This is a genomic window from Lactobacillus sp. Sy-1 (genome assembly GCF_019303535.1).
Lineage (GTDB): Bacteria > Bacillota > Bacilli > Lactobacillales > Lactobacillaceae > Nicoliella.
The window spans coordinates 411,637-437,968 of record NZ_JACCIU010000001.1; the positions used below are offsets into that span (position 1 = coordinate 411,637).

At 46.4% G+C, this 26,332-nt stretch carries 1 protein-coding gene; it reads left to right on the forward strand.

Annotated features, from left to right (window positions below; translation table 11 throughout):
- The first annotated feature begins 76 nt into the window (after window positions 1-76).
- A complete protein-coding gene (locus HZL42_RS01845; RefSeq protein WP_219054010.1) occupies window positions 77-26,191 on the forward strand; it encodes a DUF5776 domain-containing protein in 26,115 nt (8,704 codons plus the stop codon).
- Window positions 26,192-26,332: the final 141 nt, after the last annotated feature.

The window sequence follows — 26,332 nt, forward strand, 5'->3', positions numbered from 1 at the left end:
AGATCTAACTAATAATTACTTAAAACGGTTTTTAGAGATATTTAAAGGAGATGTCGTGATGCTTTATAATCGGTTAATGTTTAATAAAGTAAATGATAAAAAAGTTCTCCGGAAAGTAAAGAAGCAATGGGTGGTAGTTTCTCTATCAATGCTAGCTTTGCTTGGTGGAGTGGCGATTAGTGAAAAGACAACAACGGTTAAAGCTAATGCTAATATGGGTTCTACATATGGTTCTAGTAATGATGATGATGAGGTAACTAACTTAAACGGTGGGGCCACCACTGAGGCTAGTTCTTCAGATAATTCTGGATCAGGTAGTTCCGCTACTACAAATAATCAATCAACTACCAGCGCTTCAGATAGCTTGGTTAGTTCAGGTAGTTCAGCTACGGTCACTGGGAGTAACATTAGTGACCAATCCAGTGACGCGCAATCAGCTACTAGCAGCTCAAGTAGTTCCACTAGTAGTGTTCAGTCAAGTAGCAGTGATGCAGGGAGTAAATCTAACGATAAACAATCGCAATCCGGAAATGGTGAATCAGTTGCTGATCAGCCTACATCAAGTAGCGCCAATGCAACTAGTAGTTCCACAAATGAAAATCAATCGTTAGTAAATTCAAATAGCACTAATAGTTCAAGCAGCACTAATAGTTCAAATGCTTCTAGCGCAGATAGCTATGAAGCAAGTAACGCTTTTAGTGCTGGTTTTTCTGCAGCCGCTTTAGCAGCTAAAACTGGTTCATCAGTGCCATCAAGTGCTGATGCTAATTTTAATAGTGGGGTTCAAAGCTATGAGAATTCTGTTGCTAGTTCATCTGCCAATCAATTAACAGATCGAATCGGTGACACTGCTAGCGTTAGTTCGTTGACCGCTTCTCTTTCCTCTGTTACCAACAACGTTAGTCAAATGTCAGCCTGGAGTTCCGCAATTTCATCCATGAGCGTAGTTGCTTCTTCTTACAGTACATACGTAAGTAATAGTGCGGGATTATTGGATTCAGCAATTGCAATGAGTAGCACTGCTTCCGTCTTTACTGATGCATATCAGTCTGCACAATCGTACTACGCCGAAGGTAGTTCAGAAGGGAGCCAAGCTAGCTCCTATGGTTCTAAATTAAATGGGAGTAACGATAGTTTTTATCAATCAGATGTTGATTCATTAGTAAACCGAAATGCTAGTTATTTTTCATTAATGAGTAACGCTCAGGTGATTGCTAGCAATGCAATCGTTACCTTAAATAGTCAGTATTCAGCTACTTCTACTGCTTATGCGTTGGCAGACTCTGCTGGCCAAAATGCTGGAACGACTACCAATACCACTGTTAACGTCACAACCGCGCAAGAATTTGACCAGGCGATTAAAAATCCGAATGTTTATCACGTTAACCTATTGAATAGCATTAGTTTGAAGGATGCTGATGCTGGTTATACCAGTAGTGATACTACCGTCCAGGTTAATAAAAACGATGCTACAAAGGATTTTGTAATTAATGGACTTCAATCTGATAACAAAACCTGGTCATCGGTTAATTATATGGGGGTAGGTTATGACATTCAAAATGTTAAATCCATTACTGCTCAAAATCAAAATGTTTTTGGGACCAGTGGCTATGGATTTATTAGCGATAACGGTCAGGCATCGCTGGCTAATATCCCCATCTATTTGAACAATATAAATTATGTTGGTGGCCAAGCACTATACGCAAAAAGCTCCAATATCTACATTCAAAATCAAGTTAGCGTTTCTTCTGTTAATACCTATACGCCAACTAATATCCCTGGTGATACCACTAGCTATAGTGGAGTTGCTTCTGCCGATCAAAATCAACGGAACATGCAAGTTAACTCCTTAACGGTTCAGTCTGGTGCGACATATAATGGGCAAACCTATGATGGAAACGTTTTGGAACTCGGTGGTGGTTTTACAGTTGAAAAGGGGGCAACGGTTAATTTAACCCCTCGTGGTGATGACAATGGTGGGCCTAACATTGCCCATGGTTCTAATAGTTCTCGTGCCCAAGGACTCTACGCTAAGGGTGACGTGCATGTTTATGGAACTGTTAACATTAATCCGTCATCAGATCCTAACGGGAACACTGCTAACTCTGGAAACAGCGGCTCAGGCACTAGTGCAATGTACATTAGCTCTGGTGCTAATATGTATATTGATGGTGGGCAGGTTAACGTTAATTTAAATAGTACTCCTGCTGCCTATCCAGTTGATGTTGAAGGAATCTTAACCGTTCAAAATAATGGACAGTTTAACGTTAATGGGAATAACTTAGGCACATATGGAAATATTTTAACCTACATTGCTGGGACGATTACTTCTCAAACTGGTGGGTTAGTTCATATTGCAGTTAATAACGTTAGCGGAACTGGGGACCCATATGCTTTGAAGTTGGCTGATAATGCTAACTTAAACGTTGTTAACCAAGGAAATCTAGAATTACTTTCCGATGGGACCAGCAACCCCACCCTTTTGGATACTGGTAATAATTCAACGGTTACAATTAATAACCCTGGTAAAACGGTCGTTTTTGATTTGGATACTTCGCACTCTGACTATGTTCAAAAGAGTAGTCAGGGGACGATTTCTAATGCTCCTTTTAATGCATACTCAGTTAGTGTTAACAATAATGGCAATACCCAAGGGGCTTATTACGCCGTTAATATCCCAACCTCTGGAACCATTCAATACTACAATTCTGTTGATAAGAAGTTTGAAAACTTAAGTGGATCAAATACTTCAATTTCTAATTCTAAGTACCTTGCATTTGCATCATCGCCATCTGCTAGTTTTGAAGGTCCGTTGAATTTACAGAAAAATGGTACTGACCAATATCAAGTTAATGGGCATTTAAGTATTAACAATGTATCCGAAATCCCCGATAATTTAACCAATAAACCAATTTATATCAATGTGGTTGTAAATGGGGTTCAACAGTTACAAAATAATGGGGTTGTTAATGATACTACTACCGATCCATTGTCTGGTGATGGGAACACATACACATATGAAATTCCAGTTACAATTGATAAAAGTAAGGGCGACGCACAGGTAATTCCATTTTCATATAATTTTCCAGCTAGTCAGCTACAAACTACTGGAAACTCAATTGCAGTTACTGCCCATTACTTCGTTTCAACCATCCAAGCGGAAATCCAAGATTCAACGATTAGTGGGAATAATGCTACTCAATCGGGATCTATCATTAACCCAACCACTTCAACACTATCAACTGGCACTGATACGCTCCCATACTCCGACATTAGAAAGAATGCAGATGCAAATGCAATTGCATTGATCAATCAACCAGCGATTGACTCGGCCAATTCGGCTGCTAATTCTGCTACTGCTGTTCAATCTAGTATGGCTAGTTTCAGTAGTGCAAATGGGACCTCGATTAGTAATGAAGCTGGCTCCACTGATGCATTTGCTAAATCAGTTTCTTCATTTAATAACAAGGTTAATAGTCAGTACTCCTTAGTTATTAGTCAATCTAATGCACTCGCTTCATCCGCTAGCAATGGTGATTCAAAGGCGGCTAGCGATGCTAGTTCAATGGCAAGTGCCGTTGCTGCTATTTCATCTGCTTCTTCGGTGGTTGCCTCTCAAAATACAATTGCACAGTCTAATTCAGTTGCTGCCTCCAGTGCACTTTCTGATTACACTATTAAGTCTAGTGCAGTAGCCAGTTATGCTGTATTAGCTTCTTCATATGCAAATAACGTTACATCTAATGATAATTCAGAGGCTAAGTCTGATGACTTTAAACCTTCTGATAGTGATGCTTCGCAAGCCAGCACCTATGCTTCATTGGCTAGTGCTGCGTTTTCGAGTGTTCAATTGGATTCATCAGTTATAAGTAGTGCTAACGTTGCTGCCGAATCAGCTTTCAATGCAATTAGTAATGCTTCAACTGCTGCTTCCAATGCGGCTAGTGATGCCGCGTTGCTAGTATCATCGAATGCCGTTAATGGATCAGCGATTAATAGCATTGCTGCTTCGGCTGTTAGTGCTACTAAGAGTGCGTCTGTATTGGCTTCGAGTGCGGTGATTGCTAATTCAGCAGCTTCAAGTACGGCAATTAACATTGCATCAGCATCTGCTAATTATGTAGCGATGTCGAATCAGATTAGTAATGCTACTTCACTGGCATTAAAATTACCTACAGATACCATACTTGAAGAGAACAGTTTGGGTAATAATGCATTACTAATCAAGGCCAGCAATGCTATTAGTGATGCCTCGAATGCTACAGAAAAGGCTTCCGCTGCTAATAGTCGGATCATTACGGATAATAATAAGGTCTCATCAGCTAATTCGTTAGCTAGCTCTGCCATGGTAGCGGTAACTTCTGCATCTGTATTTGCTGCAAGTGCTGCAGCAAATGGTGATCAATCTGCTGCCGCAAGTGCTGTTTCCGCTGCAATTTTAGCTGCTAGTGTGGCCACTAGTGCCGCTACCGATGCTAGCAATGCTAATGTTGATGCTAGTTCAGCCGCTGTTGATGCTTTAAACGCCTCTTCAGTTGCAGCCTCTGCATCCAGAGTTGTAGTAAGTACTAGCTCAACTGCTCAATTTACCAATAAAATCATGCTTAATGATATTGCTGATGAAGCTGCTAGTGCTGCTTCTGATGCTGCTAGCTCTGTCGCTAGTAGTGCTTCATCCGTTAGTGATGAAGCAACAAGTGTGAATAGCGATAATAACGTTGCCGCTAGTACGGCAGGTCAAATTAGTAGTAATTCTGTTGCATTAAGTTCGACAGTTACGGCTTCAGTTACTGCAGCTCAGCGTGTCATTAGTGGTATGCAGAGTGCTAACCCAAGTAACGCGACTATTAATAGTGCTGTTACGGTCATTTCTAATGCTTCATCTACCGCAAGTGCTGCCGTCACCACTTTTAATTCAGCACTTAGTGCTGCTAATTCAGCCAGTATTGCTGCTAGCTCGTATGCATTAGTTCATAGCACTGCTGTTGCTGCAGCTTCCAGTGCTGCTAGTTTGGCTGCCAGTGCATCAGCATCAGCAAGCGTCGCTGACGATGCTGGAGATGCATCGACAGCTGTGTCAGCTTACATGGTTGCTAGTTCAGCATCAGTGCAAGCTGATTCTGATATCAGTAGTGCGAATGCAGCATCAGTAGCTGTCAATAGTGAGGCTAACAAGGCTAAGAGTGCTGCTACCGTAGCAACTAGTGCTTCTTCCACAGTTGTTGGAGCTGCAATATCAGCTAGTTCGGCTGTAGTTGTCGCTTCTTCAGAATCTAATCTTATTATAAACATCAATAACTCCTTAAATTCAGCACTCAACCAAGCTTCAAGTGCATCCGTATTGGCTTCGAGTGCGGCAATTGGCTCTTTGGCTGGCTCCAATATCTCGTCTAATACTAACTCGCATGCGACTGTTGTTAGTTCAGCAGCTACAAGTACATCAAATAATACTGCATCAGCATCTGCTAATTATGTAGCGATGTCGAATCAGATTAGTAATGCTACTTCACTGGCATTAAAATTACCTACAGATACCATACTTGAAGAGAACAGTACGGGTAATAATGCATTACTAATCAAGGCCAGCAATGCTATTAGTGATGCCTCGAATGCTACAGAAAAGGCTTCCGCTGCTAATAGTCGGGTCATTACGGATAATAATAAGGCCTCATCAGCTAATTCGTTAGCTAGTTCTGCCATGGTAGCGGTAACTTCTGCATCTGTATTTGCTGCAAGTGCTGCAGCAAATGGTGATCAATCTGCTGCCGCAAGTGCTGTTTCCGCTGCAATTTTAGCTGCTAGTGTGGCCACTAGTGCCGCTACCGATGCTAGCAATGCTAATGTTGATGCTAGTTCAGCCGCTGTTGATGCTTTAAACGCCTCTTCAGTTGCAGCCTCTGCATCCAGAGTTGTAGTAAGTACTAGCTCAACTGCTCAATTTACCAATAAAATCATGCTTAATGATATTGCTGATGAAGCTGCTAGTGCTGCTTCTGATGCTGCTAGCTCTGTCGCTAGTAGTGCTTCATCCGTTAGTGATGAAGCAACAAGTGTGAATAGCGATAATAACGTTGCCGCTAGTACGGCAGGTCAAATTAGTAGTAATTCTGTTGCATTAAGTTCGACAGTTACGGCTTCAGTTACTGCAGCTCAGCGTGTCATTAGTGGTATGCAGAGTGCTAACCCAAGTAACGCGACTATTAATAGTGCTGTTACGGTCATTTCTAATGCTTCATCTACCGCAAGTGCTGCCGTCACCACTTTTAATTCAGCACTTAGTGCTGCTAATTCAGCCAGTATTGCTGCTAGCTCGTATGCATTAGTTCATAGCACTGCTGTTGCTGCAGCTTCCAGTGCTGCTAGTTTGGCTGCCAGTGCATCAGCATCAGCAAGCGTCGCTGACGATGCTGGAGATGCATCGACAGCTGTGTCAGCTTACATGGTTGCTAGTTCAGCATCAGTGCAAGCTGATTCTGATATCAGTAGTGCGAATGCAGCATCAGTAGCTGTCAATAGTGAGGCTAACAAGGCTAAGAGTGCTGCTACCGTAGCAGCTAGTGCTTCTTCCACAGTTGTTGGAGCTGCAATATCAGCTAGTTCGGCTGTGGTTGTCGCTTCTTCAGAATCTAATCTTATTATAAATATTAATAACTCCTTAAATTCAGCACTCAACCAAGCTTCAAGTGCATCCGTATTGGCTTCGAGTGCGGCAATTGGCTCTTTGGCTGGCTCCAATATCTCGTCTAATACTAACTCGCATGCGACTGTTGTTAGTTCAGCAGCTACAAGTACATCAAATAATACTGCATCAGCATCTGCTAATTATGTAGCGATGTCGAATCAGATTAGTAATGCTACTTCACTGGCATTAAAATTACCTACAGATACCATACTTGAAGAGAACAGTACGGGTAATAATGCATTACTAATCAAGGCCAGCAATGCTATTAGTGATGCCTCGAATGCTACAGAAAAGGCTTCCGCTGCTAATAGTCGGGTCATTACGGATAATAATAAGGCCTCATCAGCTAATTCGTTAGCTAGTTCTGCCATGGTAGCGGTAACTTCTGCATCTGTATTTGCTGCAAGTGCTGCAGCAAATGGTGATCAATCTGCTGCCGCAAGTGCTGTTTCCGCTGCAATTTTAGCTGCTAGTGTGGCCACTAGTGCCGCTACCGATGCTAGCAATGCTAATGTTGATGCTAGTTCAGCCGCTGTTGATGCTTTAAACGCCTCTTCAGTTGCAGCCTCTGCATCCAGAGTTGTAGTAAGTACTAGCTCAACTGCTCAATTTACCAATAAAATCATGCTTAATGATATTGCTGATGAAGCTGCTAGTGCTGCTTCTGATGCTGCTAGCTCTGTCGCTAGTAGTGCTTCATCCGTTAGTGATGAAGCAACAAGTGTGAATAGCGATAATAACGTTGCCGCTAGTACGGCAGGTCAAATTAGTGGTAATTCTGTTGCATTAAGTTCGACAGTTACGGCTTCAGTTACTGCAGCTCAGCGTGTCATTAGTGGTATGCAGAGTGCTAACCCAAGTAACGCGACTATTAATAGTGCTGTTACGGTCATTTCTAATGCTTCATCTACCGCAAGTGCTGCCGTCACCACTTTTAATTCAGCACTTAGTGCTGCTAATTCAGCCAGTATTGCTGCTAGCTCGTATGCATTAGTTCATAGCACTGCTGTTGCTGCAGCTTCCAGTGCTGCTAGTTTGGCTGCCAGTGCATCAGCATCAGCAAGCGTCGCTGACGATGCTGGAGATGCATCGACAGCTGTGTCAGCTTACATGGTTGCTAGTTCAGCATCAGTGCAAGCTGATTCTGATATCAGTAGTGCGAATGCAGCATCAGTAGCTGTCAATAGTGAGGCTAACAAGGCTAAGAGTGCTGCTACCGTAGCAACTAGTGCTTCTTCCACAGTTGTTGGAGCTGCCCAAGTAGCCATTGCCGCTACGAAATCAGCTGTTGCAAACATAAATAGTGGTTCAGCTGCCGTTAACAATGCTGACGCCGCTGCCAAGGCTGCTAGTGAAGCCGCAGATGCTGCTAATAATGCTACGTCAAACGCATCTAGTGGAGCCACCAGTGCTAACACAGCTGCAAATAACTACTCATCTGAAACCAGTGCTACTTCTAGTACTGCTGCTCAATCAGCAACTTCAGTTGCTTCCGCACAAAATTCAATCAGCGCAATGACGAGTCAATACCCAAGTAACGCAACCGTAAGTAGTGCTGCTGTTACAATTTCTAGTGCCGCTGTGGTAGTTAGTGCTGCTACTAAGGACGCCACCGATGCCTCCAGTGTCGCTAACTCGGCTAGTGCTGCTGCTAGTTCTTACGCTTCAACTGCTAGTTCTGCTGCTTCAGATGCTAATGCTCAAAGTATCGCTGCAAGTAATGCTGCTTCTATTGCACACTCTGCTGCCTCTGCTGGGAACACGGCATTAGCTAGTTCCGCTGCTTCCGCTGCTGAAACCGCTCAAAAATCAGCCGAGGCCGATAGTTCAACTGCTAAAGCCGCAAGTACCGCTGCTGATTCTCAAGTGGCTTCCGGAAAGGCTGCCTCCCAAAAGGCATCTAGTGCTTCCTCCGCAATTGCTAGTGCCGCCCAAGCTGCTAGTGAAGCTGCAAGTACTGCTGCTGCGAATACCCAGGCTGGATCAGGGGCTAACGCCGAAGCTTCCACTGCCGTTTCCAATGCTGACAAGGCATCTAGTGAAGCCTCTAGTGCCGCTACTGGTTCGGCTAATGGATCTGCTGATGCATCGAATGCTGCCTCCCACGCAAACTCCGTTGTTTCAGATGTTGCCAGTGTTACTAGTTCTAGCGCTGCCACTAGTGAAGCTGCTTCATCTGCACAGTCGTACGCTAATACGGCTTCTTCAATTGCGTCTGCAAATCCAAGTAACACGGTGGTTTCAAGTGCTAACTCCGTGGCTCAATCTGCAGCCAGTGTAGCTAGTTCCGCATCCAACGATGCCAATAATGCCAGTTCAGCTGCCTCAGTTGCTAAATCGCAAGCTGATTCAGACAATGCAAAAGCAGCTAGTGCTAACGTTGTTGCAAGCAACGCAGCCAGTGCTGCCCGTTCTGCATCCGCAGCTGCCAGTGTAGCTGCTGCGAATGGGAATTCATCTGCTGCCCAAAGCGAAGCTGATGTTGCTAAGTCTGCTGCTGACAGTGCGCAAAGTGCTGCCACTGACGCATCCAATGCAAACTTTGATGCTTCATCTGCTGCCGCTAGCGCGAATGCTGCATCTGCAAAGGCAGCCACTGCTTCTTTAGTTGCAGCCAGTGCGAATGCTGCTGCCCAAAAGGCGGCTCAAGCTGCTGCTGATAACGTTAAAGCTGGATCAGGTGCTAACAATGAAGCTTCTGACGCTGTAAGCAGAGCTAACCAGGCATCCGTTGAAGCATCCAGTGCCGCAGTCGGTTCTGCTAATGGTGCTTCTGATGCATCGAATGCTGCCTCCCACGCAAACTCCGTTGTTTCAGATGTTGCCAATATTAATAATTCAAGTAATGCCACTAGTGAAGCTACTTCATCCGCTAAATCTTACGCTATTGCTGCTGCTTCAATCGCATCGGCGAACCCAAGTAATGCGGTGATTTCAAGTGCTAACTCCGTGGCCCAATCTGCTGCTACTGTAGCCAGTTCTGCATCCAACGATGCAAATAGTGCCAGTGCTGCTGCTTCGGATGCCAAGGTTCAAGCCGATTCTGACAGTGCAAAGGCAGCTAGTGCTAATAATGTTGCTAGCTCCGCAGCAATTGTAGCCAGTTCTGCCTCTGCTGCTGCCAGTGTAGCTGCTGCGAATGGTGATTCATCCGCTGCCCAAAGTGCTGCTGACGTTGCTAAATATGCTGCTGACAATGCCCAAAGTGCTGCCACTGACGCATCCAATGCCAATGTTGATGCTTCATCTGCTGCCGCTAGTGCAAATGCTGCATCTGCAAAGGCAGCCATTGCATCATCAGTCGCATCCAGTGCGAATGCTGCTGCTAACTTAGCTGTGTCTGCTGCTACTAACGCCGCGAATGGTGATAAGGCCACTAGTGCTGCAGATACTGCTGCTTCAGCTGCTAGAAATGACGCTTCATCTGCTGCCAACGCTGCCTCAAACGCATCCAGTGGAGCCACTAGCGCTTCATCCGCTGCTGATGGTTACTCTAAGGCTGCTAGTGCTGCATCAAGCACGGCTGCTCAATCGATTAGTTCAATTACGGATGCCTCGAGTGCAGTTAACAGTATGCAGAGTGCTTACCCAAGTAATACTGCAGTAAGTAGCGCTTCCGCAGTAATTGCAAGTGCATCATCAACTGCCGCATCCGCATCCAAGGATGCCACTGATGCATCTAGTGCTGCAAACTCTGCCAGTTCCACTGCCAGTTCATATGCTGCTACTGCTAACTCTGCTGCTACTGATGCCAGCACCCAAGCTTCAATTGCTAGTTCTGCTGCCGCCGTGGCTCATTCTAAGGCTTCTGCTGGAGATGCTTCTGGGGCTAGTGCTGCCGCTAATTCAGCTGAAAACGCCCAAACTAACGCTGATGCTGATAACAGTGCTGCTTCCGCTGCATCTGCCTCCGCTGCTAGTGAAGCTGTTGCCGGATCTATTGCTGCATCTAAGGCTGCCAGTGCATCTACTGCAATTGCTAATGCTGCGCAATCTGCTAGTGCTGCTGCTTCATCTGCAGCTGCAAATATAAGTAGTGGTTCAGATGCTGTTAACAATGCTGATACTGCTGCTAAGGCTACTAGTGAAGCCGCAGCTGCTGCTAATAATGCTACGTCAAACGCATCTAGTGGAGCCACCAGTGCTAACACTGCTGCAAACAGCTATTCATCTGAAACAGATGCTGCATCAAGCACGGCTACTCAATCAGCAACTTCAGTTGCTTCTGCACAAAATTCAATCAGCGCAATGACGAGTCAATACCCAAGTAATGCGACTGTAAGTAGTGCTGCTACTACGATTGCTAGTGCCGCTGTGGTAGTTAGTTCTGCTACTAAGGACGCCACCAATGCATCTAGTGCCGCTAACTCAGCCAGCGTTGCTGCTAGTTCTTATGCTTCGCTTGCTAGTTCCGCTGCTTCAGATGCTAATGCTCAAAGTGTTGCTGCTAGTTCTGCCGCATCCGTTGCGCACGCCGCTGCTTCTGCTGGGGATCCTTCATTAGCCAGTTCTGCTGCTAATGAAGCTAAAACTGCTCAAAAAGCTGCTGAAACTGCTAGTGCTAATGCTGAAGCTGCAAGTACCGCTGCTGATTCTCAAGTGGCTTCAGGAAAGGCTGCTTCAGAAACGGCAGCCAGTGCCTCCTCCGCAATTGCCAGCGCTGCCCAAGCTGCTAGTGATGCAGCTGCATCAGCCGCTGCCAATATAAGTAGTGGTTCAGATGCCATTAACAATGCTGATGCCGCTGCCAAGGCTGCTAGTGAAGCCGCAGCTGCTGCTAATAATGCTACGTCAAACGCATCTAGTGGAGCCACCAGTGCTAACACTGCTGCAAACAGCTATTCATCTGAAACAGATGCTGCATCAAGCACGGCTGCTCAATCAGCAACTTCAGTTGCTTCTGCACAAAATTCAATCAGCGCAATGACGAGTCAATACCCAAGCAACACAACCGTAAGTATTGCTGCTGCTACGATTGCTAGCGCCGCTGGGGTAGTTATTTCTGCTACTAAGGACGCTACCGATGCATCTAGTGCCGCTAATTCAGCCAGCGTTGCTGCTAGTTCTTATGCTTCGCTTGCTAGTTCCGCTGCCCAGGATGCTAATGCTCAAAGTGTTGCTGCTAGTTCTGCCGCATCCGTAGCGCATTCCGCTGCCTCTGCTGGGGACCCTTCATTAGCCAGTTCCGCTGCTTCCACTGCTGAAGATGCTCAACAATCAGCCGAGGCCGACAGTGCTGCTGCTGAAGCCGCAAGTACCGCTGCTGATTCTCAAGTGGCTTCAGGAAAGGCTGCTTCAGAAACGGCAGCCAGTGCCTCTTCCGCAATTGCCAGCGCTGCCCAAGCTGCTAGTGATGCAGCTGCATCAGCCGCTGCCAATATAAGTAGCGGCACACTTGCCATTAGCAATGCTGACGCCGCTGCCAAGGTTGCTAAGGATTCTGCAACGGCTGCTGAAAACACTGCCTCTAACACGGCTAGTGGTGCCACTAGTGCCTTTACCGCTGCTGATGGTTACTCCTCAGTCGCAAGTGCTGCCTCCAACACGGCTGCTCAATCGATTAGTTCAATTACGGATGCCTCGAGTGCAGTTAACAGTATGCAGAGTACTTACCCAAGTAACGCTGCTGTAAGTAACGCTGCTGTTGCCATCTCAAGTGCTTCATCAACTGCTGCATCCGCATCTATTGATGCTACCGATGCCTCCAGCGCTGCTAACTCCGCTAGGGTTGCTGCTAGTTCATATGCTGCTGTCGCTAACTCTGCTGCAAATACTGCCAGCGCCCAAGCTTCCATTGCTAGTTCTGCTGCCGCCGTGGCCCATTCTAAGGCTTCTGCTGGTGACACATCTGGTGCTAGTGAAGCTGCTACTTCAGCTGAAAACGCCCAAAATAGTGCTGCTGCTGAAAACAGTGCTGCCTCCGCTGCTTCTGTAGCTGCTGATAATGAGGCCGCAGCTGGATCAGTTGCGGCAGCCAAGGCTGTTAGTGCCTCTTCTGCAATTGATAGTGCTGCGCAAGCTGCTAGTGAAGCTGCAAGTGCTGCTGCTGATAATACTGCTGCTGGAGCTGGGGCTAACGCGGAGGCTTCTGACGCTGTCAATAGAGCTAACCAGGCATCCGCTGACGCATCGAGTGCAGCTAATGGTTCTACCGATGCATCCAATGCCGCTTCCCGCGCGAACTTCGTCGATTCAGCCGCTGCAAGCGTTGCTAATTATAGCTCTGCAAACAGCAGTGATGCCGCTGCTGCAACTTCATACGCAGTGACGACTGCATCAATTGCTTCTGCTAATCCAGATAATTCAATTGTATCCAGTGCTAATTCTGTAGCCAGCGCTGCTAGTGCTGCTGCTAGTTCAGCTTCCATTGATGCTTCGAATGCAAATGCATCCGCAAATGCTGCTAATACCCGGGCTAGCTCAGACAACGTCGTTGCTTCCAGTGCTAACGTTGTTGCAAATGCTGCCGCCAGTGCTGCCCGTTCTGCATCCACCGCCGCTAGTTTAGCAGCTGCTAGTGGTAATTCATCCGCTGCTCAGAGCGCTGCTGATGTTGCGAGCCAACAAGCTGACAGTGCCCAAACTGCTGCTAGCGTTGCATCTAATGCAAATGTTGATGCCGCCAGTGCTGCCGATGCTGCTACAACAGCTTCAGCAGATGCTGCCACTGCTTCATCAGTCGCATCCAGTGCTAAGTTCGCTGCTAAGTCGGCTGCGGCTGCTGCCGCTGCTAACGTTGCTAGTGGGAATGCTGCTAATGCATCTGCAGCAAGTGCTTCCACCGCTGCTTCCACTGCCGCTAGTTCCGTTCCATCAGTGGCTAGTTCCGCAACTTCAAGTGCTGCAAGTGCTTCATCAGTTGCTAGTGTCGTTAGTTCAGTTAACAGTGTCATTTCCCAAGCTACGAATAGCGTTTCTGATGCTCAGGATTCCAATGCTTCGATGGCAGTTAATAATTCTGGTAATAATGCCGTTAAAAGTGCTAGTTCCGTTGTAAATAGTGCTTATTCAGCTGCGAGTGCTGCGAGTGCTGACGCATCGTACCAGAACTCAATTGCCCAATCTGCAAGCGTTACTGCTTCCATTGCTAGTTCTACTGCCAGTTCTGCCAATTCAGCTGCCGCTGATGCGGCAAGTCAAGCCGCTGCCCAATCCACAGCTGCTAGTTCTGCTGCTAAGGCAGGGGATACTAGCGCGGCTTCCATTGCTGCCAGCGCGGCTGCTTCATACGCAAGTCAAGCTACGGACAACAGTACCGCTGCTAACTCAGCAAGCGCTTCTGTTGAAGCTGCAAGTCAAGTTGCCGATACCGCTAACTCTGCGATTGCTAGCGATAGTGCCGTTGCATCCAATGCTGCTAATGATGCTTCATCAGCAGCAGCAGCAGCTTCCAATGCATTAGATTTGGAAAACCACTTGATTGCCTCAACCGCCGCTGATAATGCAGACCAAGACAGTAGTGCTGCTGGTCAGGCATACAGTGCAGCAAAATTGAGCCCTAATACTGCTACCAAGGCTTCTGCTGACGCTAGTTCAGCTAACTCGCTCACCAACAATGCAAATAACTCGGTTAACGTTGCTTCAGTTGCAGTCAATAGTTTGAACAGCAATAATAGTGCTAACCCAGTGGTATCTAGTGCTTCATCTGCAATTGCATCTGCATCCGCTGTTGCTTCATCAGCATCTTTTGATGCGGTGGTTGCTAATAATGTTGCGAGTGCTGCTAAATCTGCTGTAGACACTGCTGTTGATAGTGCCAAGGCCGCATCCATTGCTGCTTCTAATGCCGCTCAAAATGCATCTTCTTATGCTGCTCAAGCACTATCTGCAGGTGGAAATACTGCCTCATCATTAGCTGTTCAAGCCAAATTAGCTGCTGATGGTGCTAATAGTGCACTGGCAAATGCAAACGATGCCTCGAATGCTGCGAACTCAGCTGCGCAAAGTGCCACTAGTGCTGCCCAAAGAGCTGCTTTTGATCAATCGGTTGCTTCCAGTGCTGCTCAAGTCGCATCCGTTGCTGCTATTAAAGCCTCTAATGCTATTTCAGCCGGCATTTCTAGTGCTAACAGTGTGGTTAGTTCTGCAAGGATTGTTGTTCAGACTGCCGCAAATGTTACTTCAAATGCTAATGGCGTAACTATTGATGCTAGCTCATCAACTAGCCTTAACTATGTTAGTGCAAAAGAAGCTAGTTCAAATGCTAGCTCCTTTGCTGGTAATGCTAATGTTGATTATGTAAATGCCGCATCAATTGCCGCTGCAAATCCATCCGATGATTCTCTTGCTTCGTACGCTAATGATGCATCGTCAGCTGCCGAAGTGGCTAATTCACAGGCTAATATTGCTAGATCTGGTTTCCAAGTGGTATCTAGTGCTTCTTCAACCGCCTTTAGTGCCAACTCGGCCGTATCAAGTGCAAATAGCGTTGCTAAATTAGCTAATGCTGATTTTTCATCTGCATTCATTGCTGAAGTATCTGCTGCTCAAGCTAATAATAGCTCTGATGCCGCTAGTGCTGCTAGTGCTGCAATATCAGCTGCTGCTCAAGCTAATTCAGCTGCGAGTGTTGCAAGTGCGGCATCTTTAGCTGCTTCAACTGCTAAGCTAGTTGGATCCAAGGCTGCTAATGCTGCTAACATTGCTGCTAGTAATGCTTCATCAGCCGCTAGCGTTGCTAGTGCAGCTGATGAAAGTGCGATTGCCAAGAGCAGCGCTACTTCTGCTGAAAATGCTGCACAATCCAGTGCTGGAAATAGGGCAGCTGCTAATGCCGTAAGCGCTGTATCAACAGCCGTTAATACGGTTAAACTAATTACTAGCAACACGAATTCAAGTGCCATTGATGAATATGCTAAAGCTGCTAGCGATGCTAACAGTGGAGCAGGGGTTGCTGCAGTCATTGCGGCTAGTGATATGAATGATTTAAATCGTTTTGCTGCTCAGGAACCACAAAATCAGGTGATTTCAAATGCCATTACCTTGGTTAGTTCTGCAACCAGTGTTGTTAACTCTGCAAGTATAATTGCATCCAGCGCTAATTTTGTTGCTTCTGCTGCAAAGTCAACTGCTGATTCCGCAGTTGCTGATGTGGCTAACCAAAACGCAATTATAAGTTCGCTCCAATCTAGCGTTACTGCCGTTCAAGCTGCTGCTTCATCGGCATATGCAAATGGTGATTATGCTACTGGAAATAAGTTAGCGCAACAAGCTTCACTTACCGCTACTGCTGCTTCCTTAGCAGTATCTAAGGCTCAGTCCGACTCTAATGCGATTGTTTCAGCAACTGTGAGTGCATCTGCTGCTGCTTTAACTGCTAATTCGGCATCAGTCGTTGCCGCTAATGCAGTTAAGAGTGCTAATGCAACCTTAACTTCTGCAGTTGCAATTACTAGCGCTGCTAATTCTTACGCCTCGGTTGCCATTAACGCTGCCAATGATGCCTCCGCTGCCGCCTTATCTACCGTTAACGATCAAAGCGTCACTAGTGGATTTAGTTCAGCGGCCTCGAGTAATGCATCCGATGCAGCGACTGCTTCTAGTGTTGCTGCTAGTGCTAATAAGACGACTAGTAAAGCTGCAGTCGACGCCTCGAGTGCAGCCTCAATTGCAAGCGTTGCGCTATCTGGGCATTCCAATGATGCTTCAATTCTATCTGATGTAGCACTTGCAAATACCGCAAGTGCAGATGCGCTGAGTGCCAACGATACTGCACAGAATGCTAATTCCACCGCCCAACTAGCAGCAGTTAGTGCTGCCAGTGCCGCTAAATTAGCTAATGATGATACGCTTAATGCTACCAATGCAAATCAAGCTGCATCTCAAGCTGCCAGGACAGCCGTTGTAGCTGCTGCATCCGGTGATTCGGCAACCGCTAGTTCCGCTGCAGCGGTTGCTTCTGCTCAAGCCATTATTGCTATTTCCGCTGCATCTGCCGCTAGGGCTGCTCGTTCGAATGCCAACGTTCAATCGAATGCTGCATCTCAAGCTGCTTCAATTGCTAATTCCGCTGCGTTTATCGCTAGCTCTGCTGGGGTAGTTGGTAGTTTAGCCGCCGCTAATGCACAGAGTCGGGCCGCTCAGGTTGATTCATCGAATTCTACATTAAATGCTGATCGAGCTAACAATGCCGCCTCAGCTGCATTAACTAACGCATCTAATGCTAATAGTTATGCTCAAATTGCATCGGTTGCCCAAGCTAGGATGCAAGTTACTAGCGCTCAGATTAATGATATTGCAACTTCCACTAACTCGGCTAACACGGTTGTCAATTCAATTGCTTCAAATTATCCAAGCAACTCAGTACTCTCTGTCGCAGTTAGTGCTGCTGGCCAAGCTAATTCAGTTGCGATATCAGCTAATTCAGATGCTTCAATGGCTTCCAATCAAGCTAACAATGCTAGTGTTGTTGCTAACTCTGCTGCATTAGTTGCTAGTGATGCTGTTAATTCTGCTAATTCTGCCAATTTAGTTGCTAGTTCATTTGCGAATAATCGGCCTCACAATTCGATCGCTGCTGATAGCGCAGCTAGTGCTGCTGAAATTGCCAATAACGTTGCTTCCGTAGCTGTTAACAACGCATCAACAGCTGCATCAATTGCTAAGTCTGCTTCTAATCGTGCAAATATTGATTCACTAATTGCCAATTCTGCCGTTAGTGCTGCGATTGCTGCCCAGAGTACTGCTGAAGCCGTAAATGAAGCCATTAATACGGCTAATGGAATCGCCAGTGATTCTGCAAAGGCATCTGGAGCTTCAGCTGCAATTTCAAGTAATTTTGTTAATGCTTCACAATCTGCTGATTCAATTAATTCAGTCGCTAACAGTGTTGCAAACAGTAGTGCTGAAACAAGTAACAGTGCTGATGCGGCTTCTTCAGCTGCCTCCACTGCTACTTCCATTGCTAGTCAACATCCAGATAATTCAGCTATGAGCATCGCTGCTTCTAAGGCTAGGGGAGCTGCTTCCAGTGCCGCTAACGAGTCAATTGCTGCTGATAAGGCTAATGCTGCTGCCCAATCTGCTCAATCACGGTTTAATATTGATAATGCAACGGTTGCTAGTGCTAATTCATTAGCATCCAGTGCATCCAGTGCAATTGCATCCGCTTTCGCTGCTGCGCAAGATGCTGCATCAAATGGTGATTCTTCAACTGCTACTATGGAATCAATGGTTGCAAGTGCTGCTGCATCTGAAGCAGCAGCAGCTGTGCTTTCCGTAAGCAGTGCTGATAACGATGCTGCTAGTGCCGCCGTTGATATCAGTGGGGCTAGCGTTGCTGTTGCCTCCACTAGTGATCGCGGTTCAGTTGCTAACAGTATTGCTCAATCTGCAAATAACTTTATCCATATTATTAATGGAAGTGGGTATGCTGACGTTAAATTAGCAGAAAGCGCCGCAATGGCTGCTTCACTAGCAGCTATTTATGCTGGTGATAACGCTGGCTGGGCTTCGAATGGTGCTAATAGCTACTCTGCTGATGCAGCTAAAGCATCTAATGCGGCTTCAGTATCGTTCCAGAGTGCTAGTGAATCAATGGATTCAGTTAATTCTGCAAATGATACAATTAGTAAACTTTCCAGTAATAATCCCCAAAACGTAGTTGTAAGCAATGATTTTAACTTGATTAGTTCTGCATCCAGTTATGCTAATACTGCATTAACTAATGTTAGTGTGGCTAATAGTTCTGCCAATGCTGCTAGTGCAGCTGTTAGTTCATTCGCTTCCGCCGCTAATTTAGCAACTGAATCAGCAAATTCTCAGTCTTCAATTGCATCTACTGCTGCTGCTGCTGCTAAGTCAGCTGCCAATGCTGGGGATGTAGACGCTGCTTCGATTGCAGCTTCAAATGCTGTTACTGCTAAAAATGCGGCTGATCAATTTAATTTAAATGCCAGCGTTGCACGTGATTCTGCAGCTAGTGCTCAAGCAGTTGCAGCTACACAGGCAATGATTGCGGCTAGTGCTCAGTCGATTGTTGCTGCTGCTGCTAAGGTAGCTACTAGTGCAGCTTCTGAAGCCATTAATAATGTTAGTTACCTAGCTGCTGCTAGCACGGCTGCCAGTGAAGATAATGCGATTGCTGCTAGCGTTGTTGCTTCGGTTCCATCTGGGACGATAAGGACGAGTACCGTTGCTACAGCGGTTTCAAGTATCTCTGATAGCATTAGTTCTTCATCGCAAGCGATTTCTGATGCTTCTGATGCAACTAGTACGGCTACCCTAATCGTTCAATCAATGATTTCAGCTAATTCAGCTAATAGTTTATTATCGTTTGCGGCCTCTGTTGTAGCTAGTGCTACTGATAATGCCACCGCGGCATCAAATACCGCTAGTGTTCAAAACCAAGTTGCCAAGTCTGCCTCGGTTGCAGCTTCAATTGCTAATAGTAATGGAGTTTCAGCTTCAATTGCAGCCTCAGTTGCTTCTGTGGGTGCGGAATCTGCATCTACATTGGCAAGATCAGCTTCAATTGCTGGAGATACCAGTACTGCTGACTTAGCTGCATCTGCTGCAAGATCATACGCATCTGATGCGATTACTGCTGCTAATTCTGCCTTTGCTGCTAACTCTTACGTCGTTGTGATTCAGCAATCGGTTGCTGCTGCTTCAGCTGCGATTGCGAATGCTTCTGTTGAAGCAAGTGCAGCTTCATCCATTGCGGCTAGTGCCCAAAGTTCTGCCGGAAGCACTATTGATAGCAGTGAAGCATCTGAAGCTGGTAGCAATGCGATTCAAGCTAGTGGAAATAGTACTTCTGTTGGTTCAATTGGCGCCACCATTTCAACCGCTGCCAATGATACCTTATTAAAGTCCAGTCAAGTAAGTGCTTCCTCAATTCAAGCTAGTGAAGCAACCACTGGGGTAAATTCAAATACGGTGGTTGTTAATAGCATTTTCAATGATAATAGTGGGAATGTTGTGATTGCTAGTGCCTCATCAGTAGTTAGTGTAGCTAGTTCGGTTGCTAACGCTGCTTCAGTTGATGCAACCAGTGCTTCAGTTGATGCTGATAATGCTAAGTCCACTGCTGCTGCTGCTTTTGCAAGTGTTGTTTCCGCATCGAGTGCCGCATCCACTGCTGCTCTAGAAGCTAGCTCTTATGCTGCTGCTGCATCCAAGGCCCACGGAGCTAATACTAAGCAACTTGCTAGTCAAGCTTTCGTTGCTGCTCTCGTTGCTGCTTCTGCATTAGCCAGTGCCCAAGCTGCCTTTATTGTTGCTTCTTCAGCAGAATTTCGGGCTGCTAGTGCTTCTGCACGGGCGGTAGCTGACCTTAATGCAGCTTCGCTTGCTGCCGATTCTGCCAGTTCTGCGGTTGCAACTGCAATTTCTACTAGTCAAGCTGTTGCAAGTGCCAATGCTGCAGCAACGAATGCTTCGACCGCGATTAATTACGTCAATAGCGCTAAGCAATCCAGTAGTTTTGCTGCTGCTACTGCTAAGTTAGCTACCACTAACGCTACTAATGCAGAGACTAGTTCTGCTGCTACTGCTATTGATATTAGTAGCTTAAGCAGTGACGGTGTCATCGTTAATAGCATTGCATCAGTTAATCCAACTGACTCTTCGGTTGCTGCCGTTGCAAGCCTGGTTAGTTCATACGCCAATGATGCAGCAAATGCTTCTGCCGCTGGATCAACTGCTGCATCGAATGCAGCGGATGATAGTGCTAGTGCTAACTTGGCTGTTCAACAGGCTGCTGGTCAATATTCATCTGCAGTGGCTGCATCGAATGCTGCCCGAAGATATGCGAACGCTGCAATTAGTTATGCCGCTAGTGGCGATAGCACTAACGCTTCAATTGCTGCTAGTCAGGCTAATTCAGCAGTTTCCGCTGCATCGAGCGCTGCTGTAAATGGTTCAATTGCAAACAGTAATGCCATCAGCTACTCTCAACAAGCAACGATTGAATTACAAAATGCTGCTTCAGCAAAGACCGCAACTAACAGTGCTGCGAATGCCGTAAATAGTATTCAAAATGCCCTTACCAATTCAGTCGCCCAAGTTAATGCAGCTGCATCCAATGAAGCTGCCGCTGCGCAACCAATTGCAGCAAGTGCTGCATCTGGGACCAGCAATGCTGTTTCTGCCATTACAATTAGCAGTTCTGCTGCCGCTGCAGGTTCCATGATTGCTAGTTCCAATAATGATGCTGCATCGAATGCGGCATCTGATGCAACGGTTGCTTCATCTACTGCATCTCAAGCAGCATTGAACAACCCAACCGATCCAGTGATTGCTAGTGATGCAGTGGTTGCATCCAGTGCCGCATCAGTAGCCAACAGTGCCTCTGATACTGCCCAGACTGCATCAAGTAACGCCCGGTTAGCTTCATCCACCGCTTCAAGCGCTAATGATGCTGCTTCATATGCTAATTCCGTAACGATTAACGCTTCTGCTGCTGCTTTGAGCTATGCGAATGCTGCGAATGCTGCTTCAGCTTCTGGTAATATGTCATTAGCTAAATCAAATGCAGATGCTGCATCTAGTGCGGCAGCTGTTGCTAATGCTCAAGCAGTGGTTGCTAATAATGCTTCGGATGCAGCAGTTCAGGCCGCTAAGGATGCATCAAATGCTGCTGACCAAGCTAGTTCGGCTAATTCGGTTGCCCAATCAGAGAATTCAATTGCAATCGCTGCAGGAAATGATGCTACTAAGAATAGTCTCGTTAACTCTTCGAATGCCATTGCTTACACCATTGCTGCATCCAGTGCTAATTCAGTAGTACCAGTTTATTCAAGTGGCGCTTCGGTTAACTCCGTTCAAGCAAGTGCTAATAATCAACAAGCAGCTAATGACTCGAGTGAAGCTAGTGTTGCTACTAATGGAGCAATTGCCTCTTTAGCATACGTCAGTGAAGTTAATCGTTCTGCTGCTAAGGTGGCAGCTGCTAATCCACGCAATAAAGCTGTTGCTTTGGCAGTTGATAAGATTGCCGCTGCGAATGTTGATGCATCGAATGCTGTTGTAGCTGCGAATGCCGCTAATCAACAAGCTTCTACCGCTAAGTCAAATGTGGATGCTGCGGTTAATGCAGTTAGCACCCAAAACTCATTGGTTCAAGTTGCTTCGCAAGCGGCTAATTCAGCTAGTGGAGCTGCTGCTTCCGCTTACGCTGTTAAGGATTATTCGGCTGGAAATAGTTACGCTGCAGCTGCAGTGCGGGCTGCTTCAACTGCTTCGGTTGCTAGCGCCAGCGCTGCTGCAGCCAATGCAGTCGTTAGCTCAGCTACTGATATTGCAGCTAGTGCTAATTCACAAGCGCAGTTGAATTCAGCAACTGCATCGAATGCCGCGGTTAACGCTAGCTTTGCTGCTGATGTTTTAAATGTCGCCGTGAAGGTTCAAAATTCTCAGACGAGCTTTGCTGCGTCGATTGTTAGTTCTGCATTTGTGGCTGAAAGTCAGGCGGAGGCTGCTAATACTAGCGTTGGTAAGAATAATTCTGCTACTTCCACCAATGCTAGTTTAACGGACTCAATTGCCAGCTTAGTGGCGTTAGTTGCTAGCCTTACTAGCTCTCAGGCTAGCGATGCAATGAATGCTGCTAGCATTGCATCATCCGTTGCCGTTCAAGAAAATAAGGCTGATTCGGCAACTAAGGCTGAGTTCGACCGGGATACTGCAGTTGCCTCACAGGCTGCTGCAAGTGCTGCTGGAGCCAATTCCGCTGCCAATAATGCTAAATCGATTGCTGATAGTGCTTCTAACGTGGCAACGCAGGCTTCTACCAATGCTTCGAATGCAAGAAGTGCTGCCATGTCAGCTAAAAACGCTGCTGATCAGTTGGCTAGTCAAGCTACTTCAGCTGCTCTGAACGGTGACAGTCTCGTTGCTGATCAATACAATGATCAAGCTAATACGGCTGCGAATACCGCAACTGCTGAAGATAATAAAGCCCAATCTGCTGATTATATTGCGAGTGCTGCCAGTCGAAGTGCTGCTGCTGCTGAATCATCCGCAACCCAGGCTTCTAGTGTTGCTAGTCAAGCGTCGGCCGTGGCATCTAGTGCCGCTTCCGATGCGCAATCCAGAGCTGCTAGTTATGATGCTGGTCAGAGTAAGAAGCGCGCTTCCAATGCTTCCTCCGCTACCAATAGTCATGCGAGTGACGTTGCGGTGGACAAAGAATCAGTTGCCAGTGATTTGGCAAATGTGAAACTTGCTGCTAGTGCTGCCTATGATGCTTCTAAGGCTGCCTCGCAGGCCGCAATTGCTACTAATACGCAACTATCAGCCCACCCTAAGAACTCAATTATTGCCAGTGCGAATGCAGCTGCCCAATCTGCTTCATTAATTGCTTTTGATGCTTTGTCTGATGCTGTGGTTGCTAGTGGAATCGTATCCAGTGCTTCTGCCGTCGTTAGTTCCGCTGCCTCTGTTATCAAAAGCGCGCAAAACGCAGCTTCCAGTATCTACAGTCTCGTTGCCGTCAATGCATCGAATGCCGGAGACCAACGACTGCCGCTTGCTTCGCGGAGTGATGCTAAGTCAATCGCTGCCATTGCTGCTGATAGCGTTGCTGGACAGGAAAGAATTGCTTCGATTGCAGCTGCTGACGCCTCCCAAGCCGCAATCAATGGTTTTAATGCTGTTGGGCGGGCTAACAAGGACCAACTAATTGCCACCACTGCATCTGATCAAGCTAATCGTGCCAACGTGGCAGCTAGTTCTGCTGCTGCTAACGGGGCTAATAATGATACTAGTGCTGATGCAGCAACCGCTGAAGCCAATCGTGCGAACAGCGTTGCTTCCGTAGCAACTAGTGATGCTAATTTAAATGTCACCCTTGTATCTCAATATGCAAGTCAAACTAGTGCTTCAAACCTCATTGCTTCTAACACTAACAGTGATGTCGCAACCGTTACTTCTACGGTAGATAGCATTGCTTCAGCCTACCCAGCTAACCAGGTTATTAAATCAACTGCTTTAGTTGCTAACGCTGCTTCAGCAACTGCTAAGTCAGCTAATGATGATGCAAGCCAGGCTAATAGCGTTGCTCAGTCCGCAAAGGCACTAGCAATTACCGCTGATGGTTCGGCTAAGGCTGCGAGTGAAGCGGCTAGTTCCGCTGCCTTGCTTGCGAATAGCTATGCGTTAGTTGCCAAGAGCTATGCAAGTGCGGGGAATGAATCTTCCGCTGCCAATGCTAATGCTTCCGCTACTGCTCAGGCTAATAGTGCTAGCGTTGCTGCTACCCAAGCAGGTTCTGCTTCTGCTACCGTTGTTTCAGCAATTAGCACTGCCGCCACTGCCTCTGCTAGGGCAGCTAGTGATGCCGCTGTGGTTGCCGCTGCTAAGTCTGCTGTGGACCTAGCCAACTCAACTGCTTCGACTGCCGTTGTTAATGAAAGTCAAGCAATTGCAAGTGCTAGTTCTACCAACGTCAAGGCAGCAAGTGCCAGCGCAGTCGGTACCCAGATCACTAGTGGATTTAATCCTACTACTTCATTGGTAACTACAGCTGCTAGCCAAACCAGTGGAACAACTAGTCAAGTTAGCTCAAACACGGTCCTAGTGAACTCGTTAGCGTCAGCCACAAGTATCGTTTCAGCTGCTAACCCAACCTACGTAGCGATTTCCTCTGCTGCGGTGGTTGCAAATGAAGCGGCTGCGACCGCTAATTCAGCTAGTGCGGATGCCGCTAGCGCTAATTCGGTTGCCCAATCAGCTAAGGACGTAGCTCAATCTGCGACTGCGGTTGCTATTTCAGCTAGTGCTACTGCGCAGTCCACAGCTGCATTGGCATCTAGTTACGCTAGGGTTGCTAGTAGCTATGCAACCATTGGGTCGCAATCAGCTGCTGATAGTGCGAACGTTCAAGCAGCTAGTTTAGCCAATGTGGCTAGTTCTGCGGCTGCTCAGACCGTAAGTGAATCTGCAGTTGCATCGAATGCTGCTCAATTAGCAGTAAGTGCATCTGCCCGTGCTGCTAGTGACGCTGTGGTTGTTAGTGCGGCTCTTTCGACTGCTACTTCAGCCAATAATGCTGCTAATGAGACGGTTAAAAACAAGCCGGTATCGTCATCATCTGCACAGCCGGTGGCGGTTGCTAGTGTTGCAACTCCATCTAGCCTAGTTAATTCTGCTGCACCATACGCTTCGTTAGCTAGTTCTTACGCTAGTTATGCTTCCCAAGCCGTTAGCTTAGTGACCGTGAACGTATCAAGTGCCACCCAATATGCTAGTGCCGCTAGTTATAGTAATTCTGAAACGGTGACGCCAGCTAGTTCAGCAATTCAGCTAGCTAGTCAAGTTATTAGTCAGGGAGGCAAGTCTGGTGCTGATGAATCATCAATTAGTTATGCTTCATTGGCAAGCTCTGCCGCTAAGACCATTCTTTCGGCTTCAGCTGATGCTACAATTGCTAATAGCATTGCCAGTTCTGCTACCAGCGTCGCTAACTCTGCTGCTTCGGTAGCTAGGTTTGCTGCAACGCTTGCTAATAACGCTAACGTAACTGCTAGTAGCGCTAATTCAGCTGCTGCAGTTGCTTACTCGCAGGGAAATGGTTCTGCCGGTGATAGCTACGCTTCAATTGCTGCTTCAGCCGCTTCCGCTGCCAAGCTTGCTACTTCTACAGTTGACAGTGCCACCTCAGTTAATGCAGCTGCTACTTCAGTTGCTAGTTCCGCTGCAAGTCGGGCCGCTAGCGATTATCAAACCATTGTTTATGCTGCTAAGATGATTTTTAGCTCTTCAGCTGATTACTCTAACGAAGGGGTATCAGATGCTAAGCGGGGGTCAAAGAAGAACGCTGCTTACGCTGATCAACCAACTTATCAAGCTGGCTTTGATGGTTATTCAGCCGGATATAAGAATAAACCTGCCAAGAATGATTTTACTGGCGAAACAACCGCTTATGAAACTGACTATGGAAAGGCATACCAAGCTGGTCAAAAGGCTTATAAGGCAGAGGTTGCTCGTGGAAAAGCTGCGGCTAAGAAACTTACTAATCCAAAGGCATCATTAGCTGGAAAATCCGCTGGTTATAAATATGGATATGTGAGTGAGTTTAATGCAAAGCTCAAGCGTCATCCACAATTCGTTTATAATACCAAGGGCATTTACCTGTATAAGACCGCGTCCTTTACACATGCTGGTCGGATTAAGGGCTATGCTAAGAAAGTACTTGATCGGGCTTCTGAATTTAAGGTTACTAAGATTGCACTATCAAAGAGCGGCTTAGTTCGTTACTACATTAAGAGCCAGCTATCAAGTAAGGCTGTAAGTGGATACATTACTGCTAATCGTAAGTTTACGGTTAATGCCTACTACAGCAAGCAAGAAATGGCTACCGCTAAAAGTAAGAAGGTTAAGGTAATCAACTCGAAGGGGATTCAGGTTCACGGTGATAAAAGCTTTAGTTCTAACACTGGTAAGCACTATCAACGAGGCAAAGAAGTTCGGGTTAGTCGGATTGTTAATTATAAGGGATTAACGCGTTTCTACATTGGTAGTGGTGATTACATTACCAGTAACAAGAGATTCGTTAAATTCGTTTAAGATTTAAATCAAAAAAGAAATCAAACCACATGCTTGCGGTTTGATTTCTTTTTTTGGGCTAATTGAACAGATAGTTAAATATAATCAATGATTATCAAATTAGTAAGTGGTAAACTTATATTATTAATAATCGTTTATGAA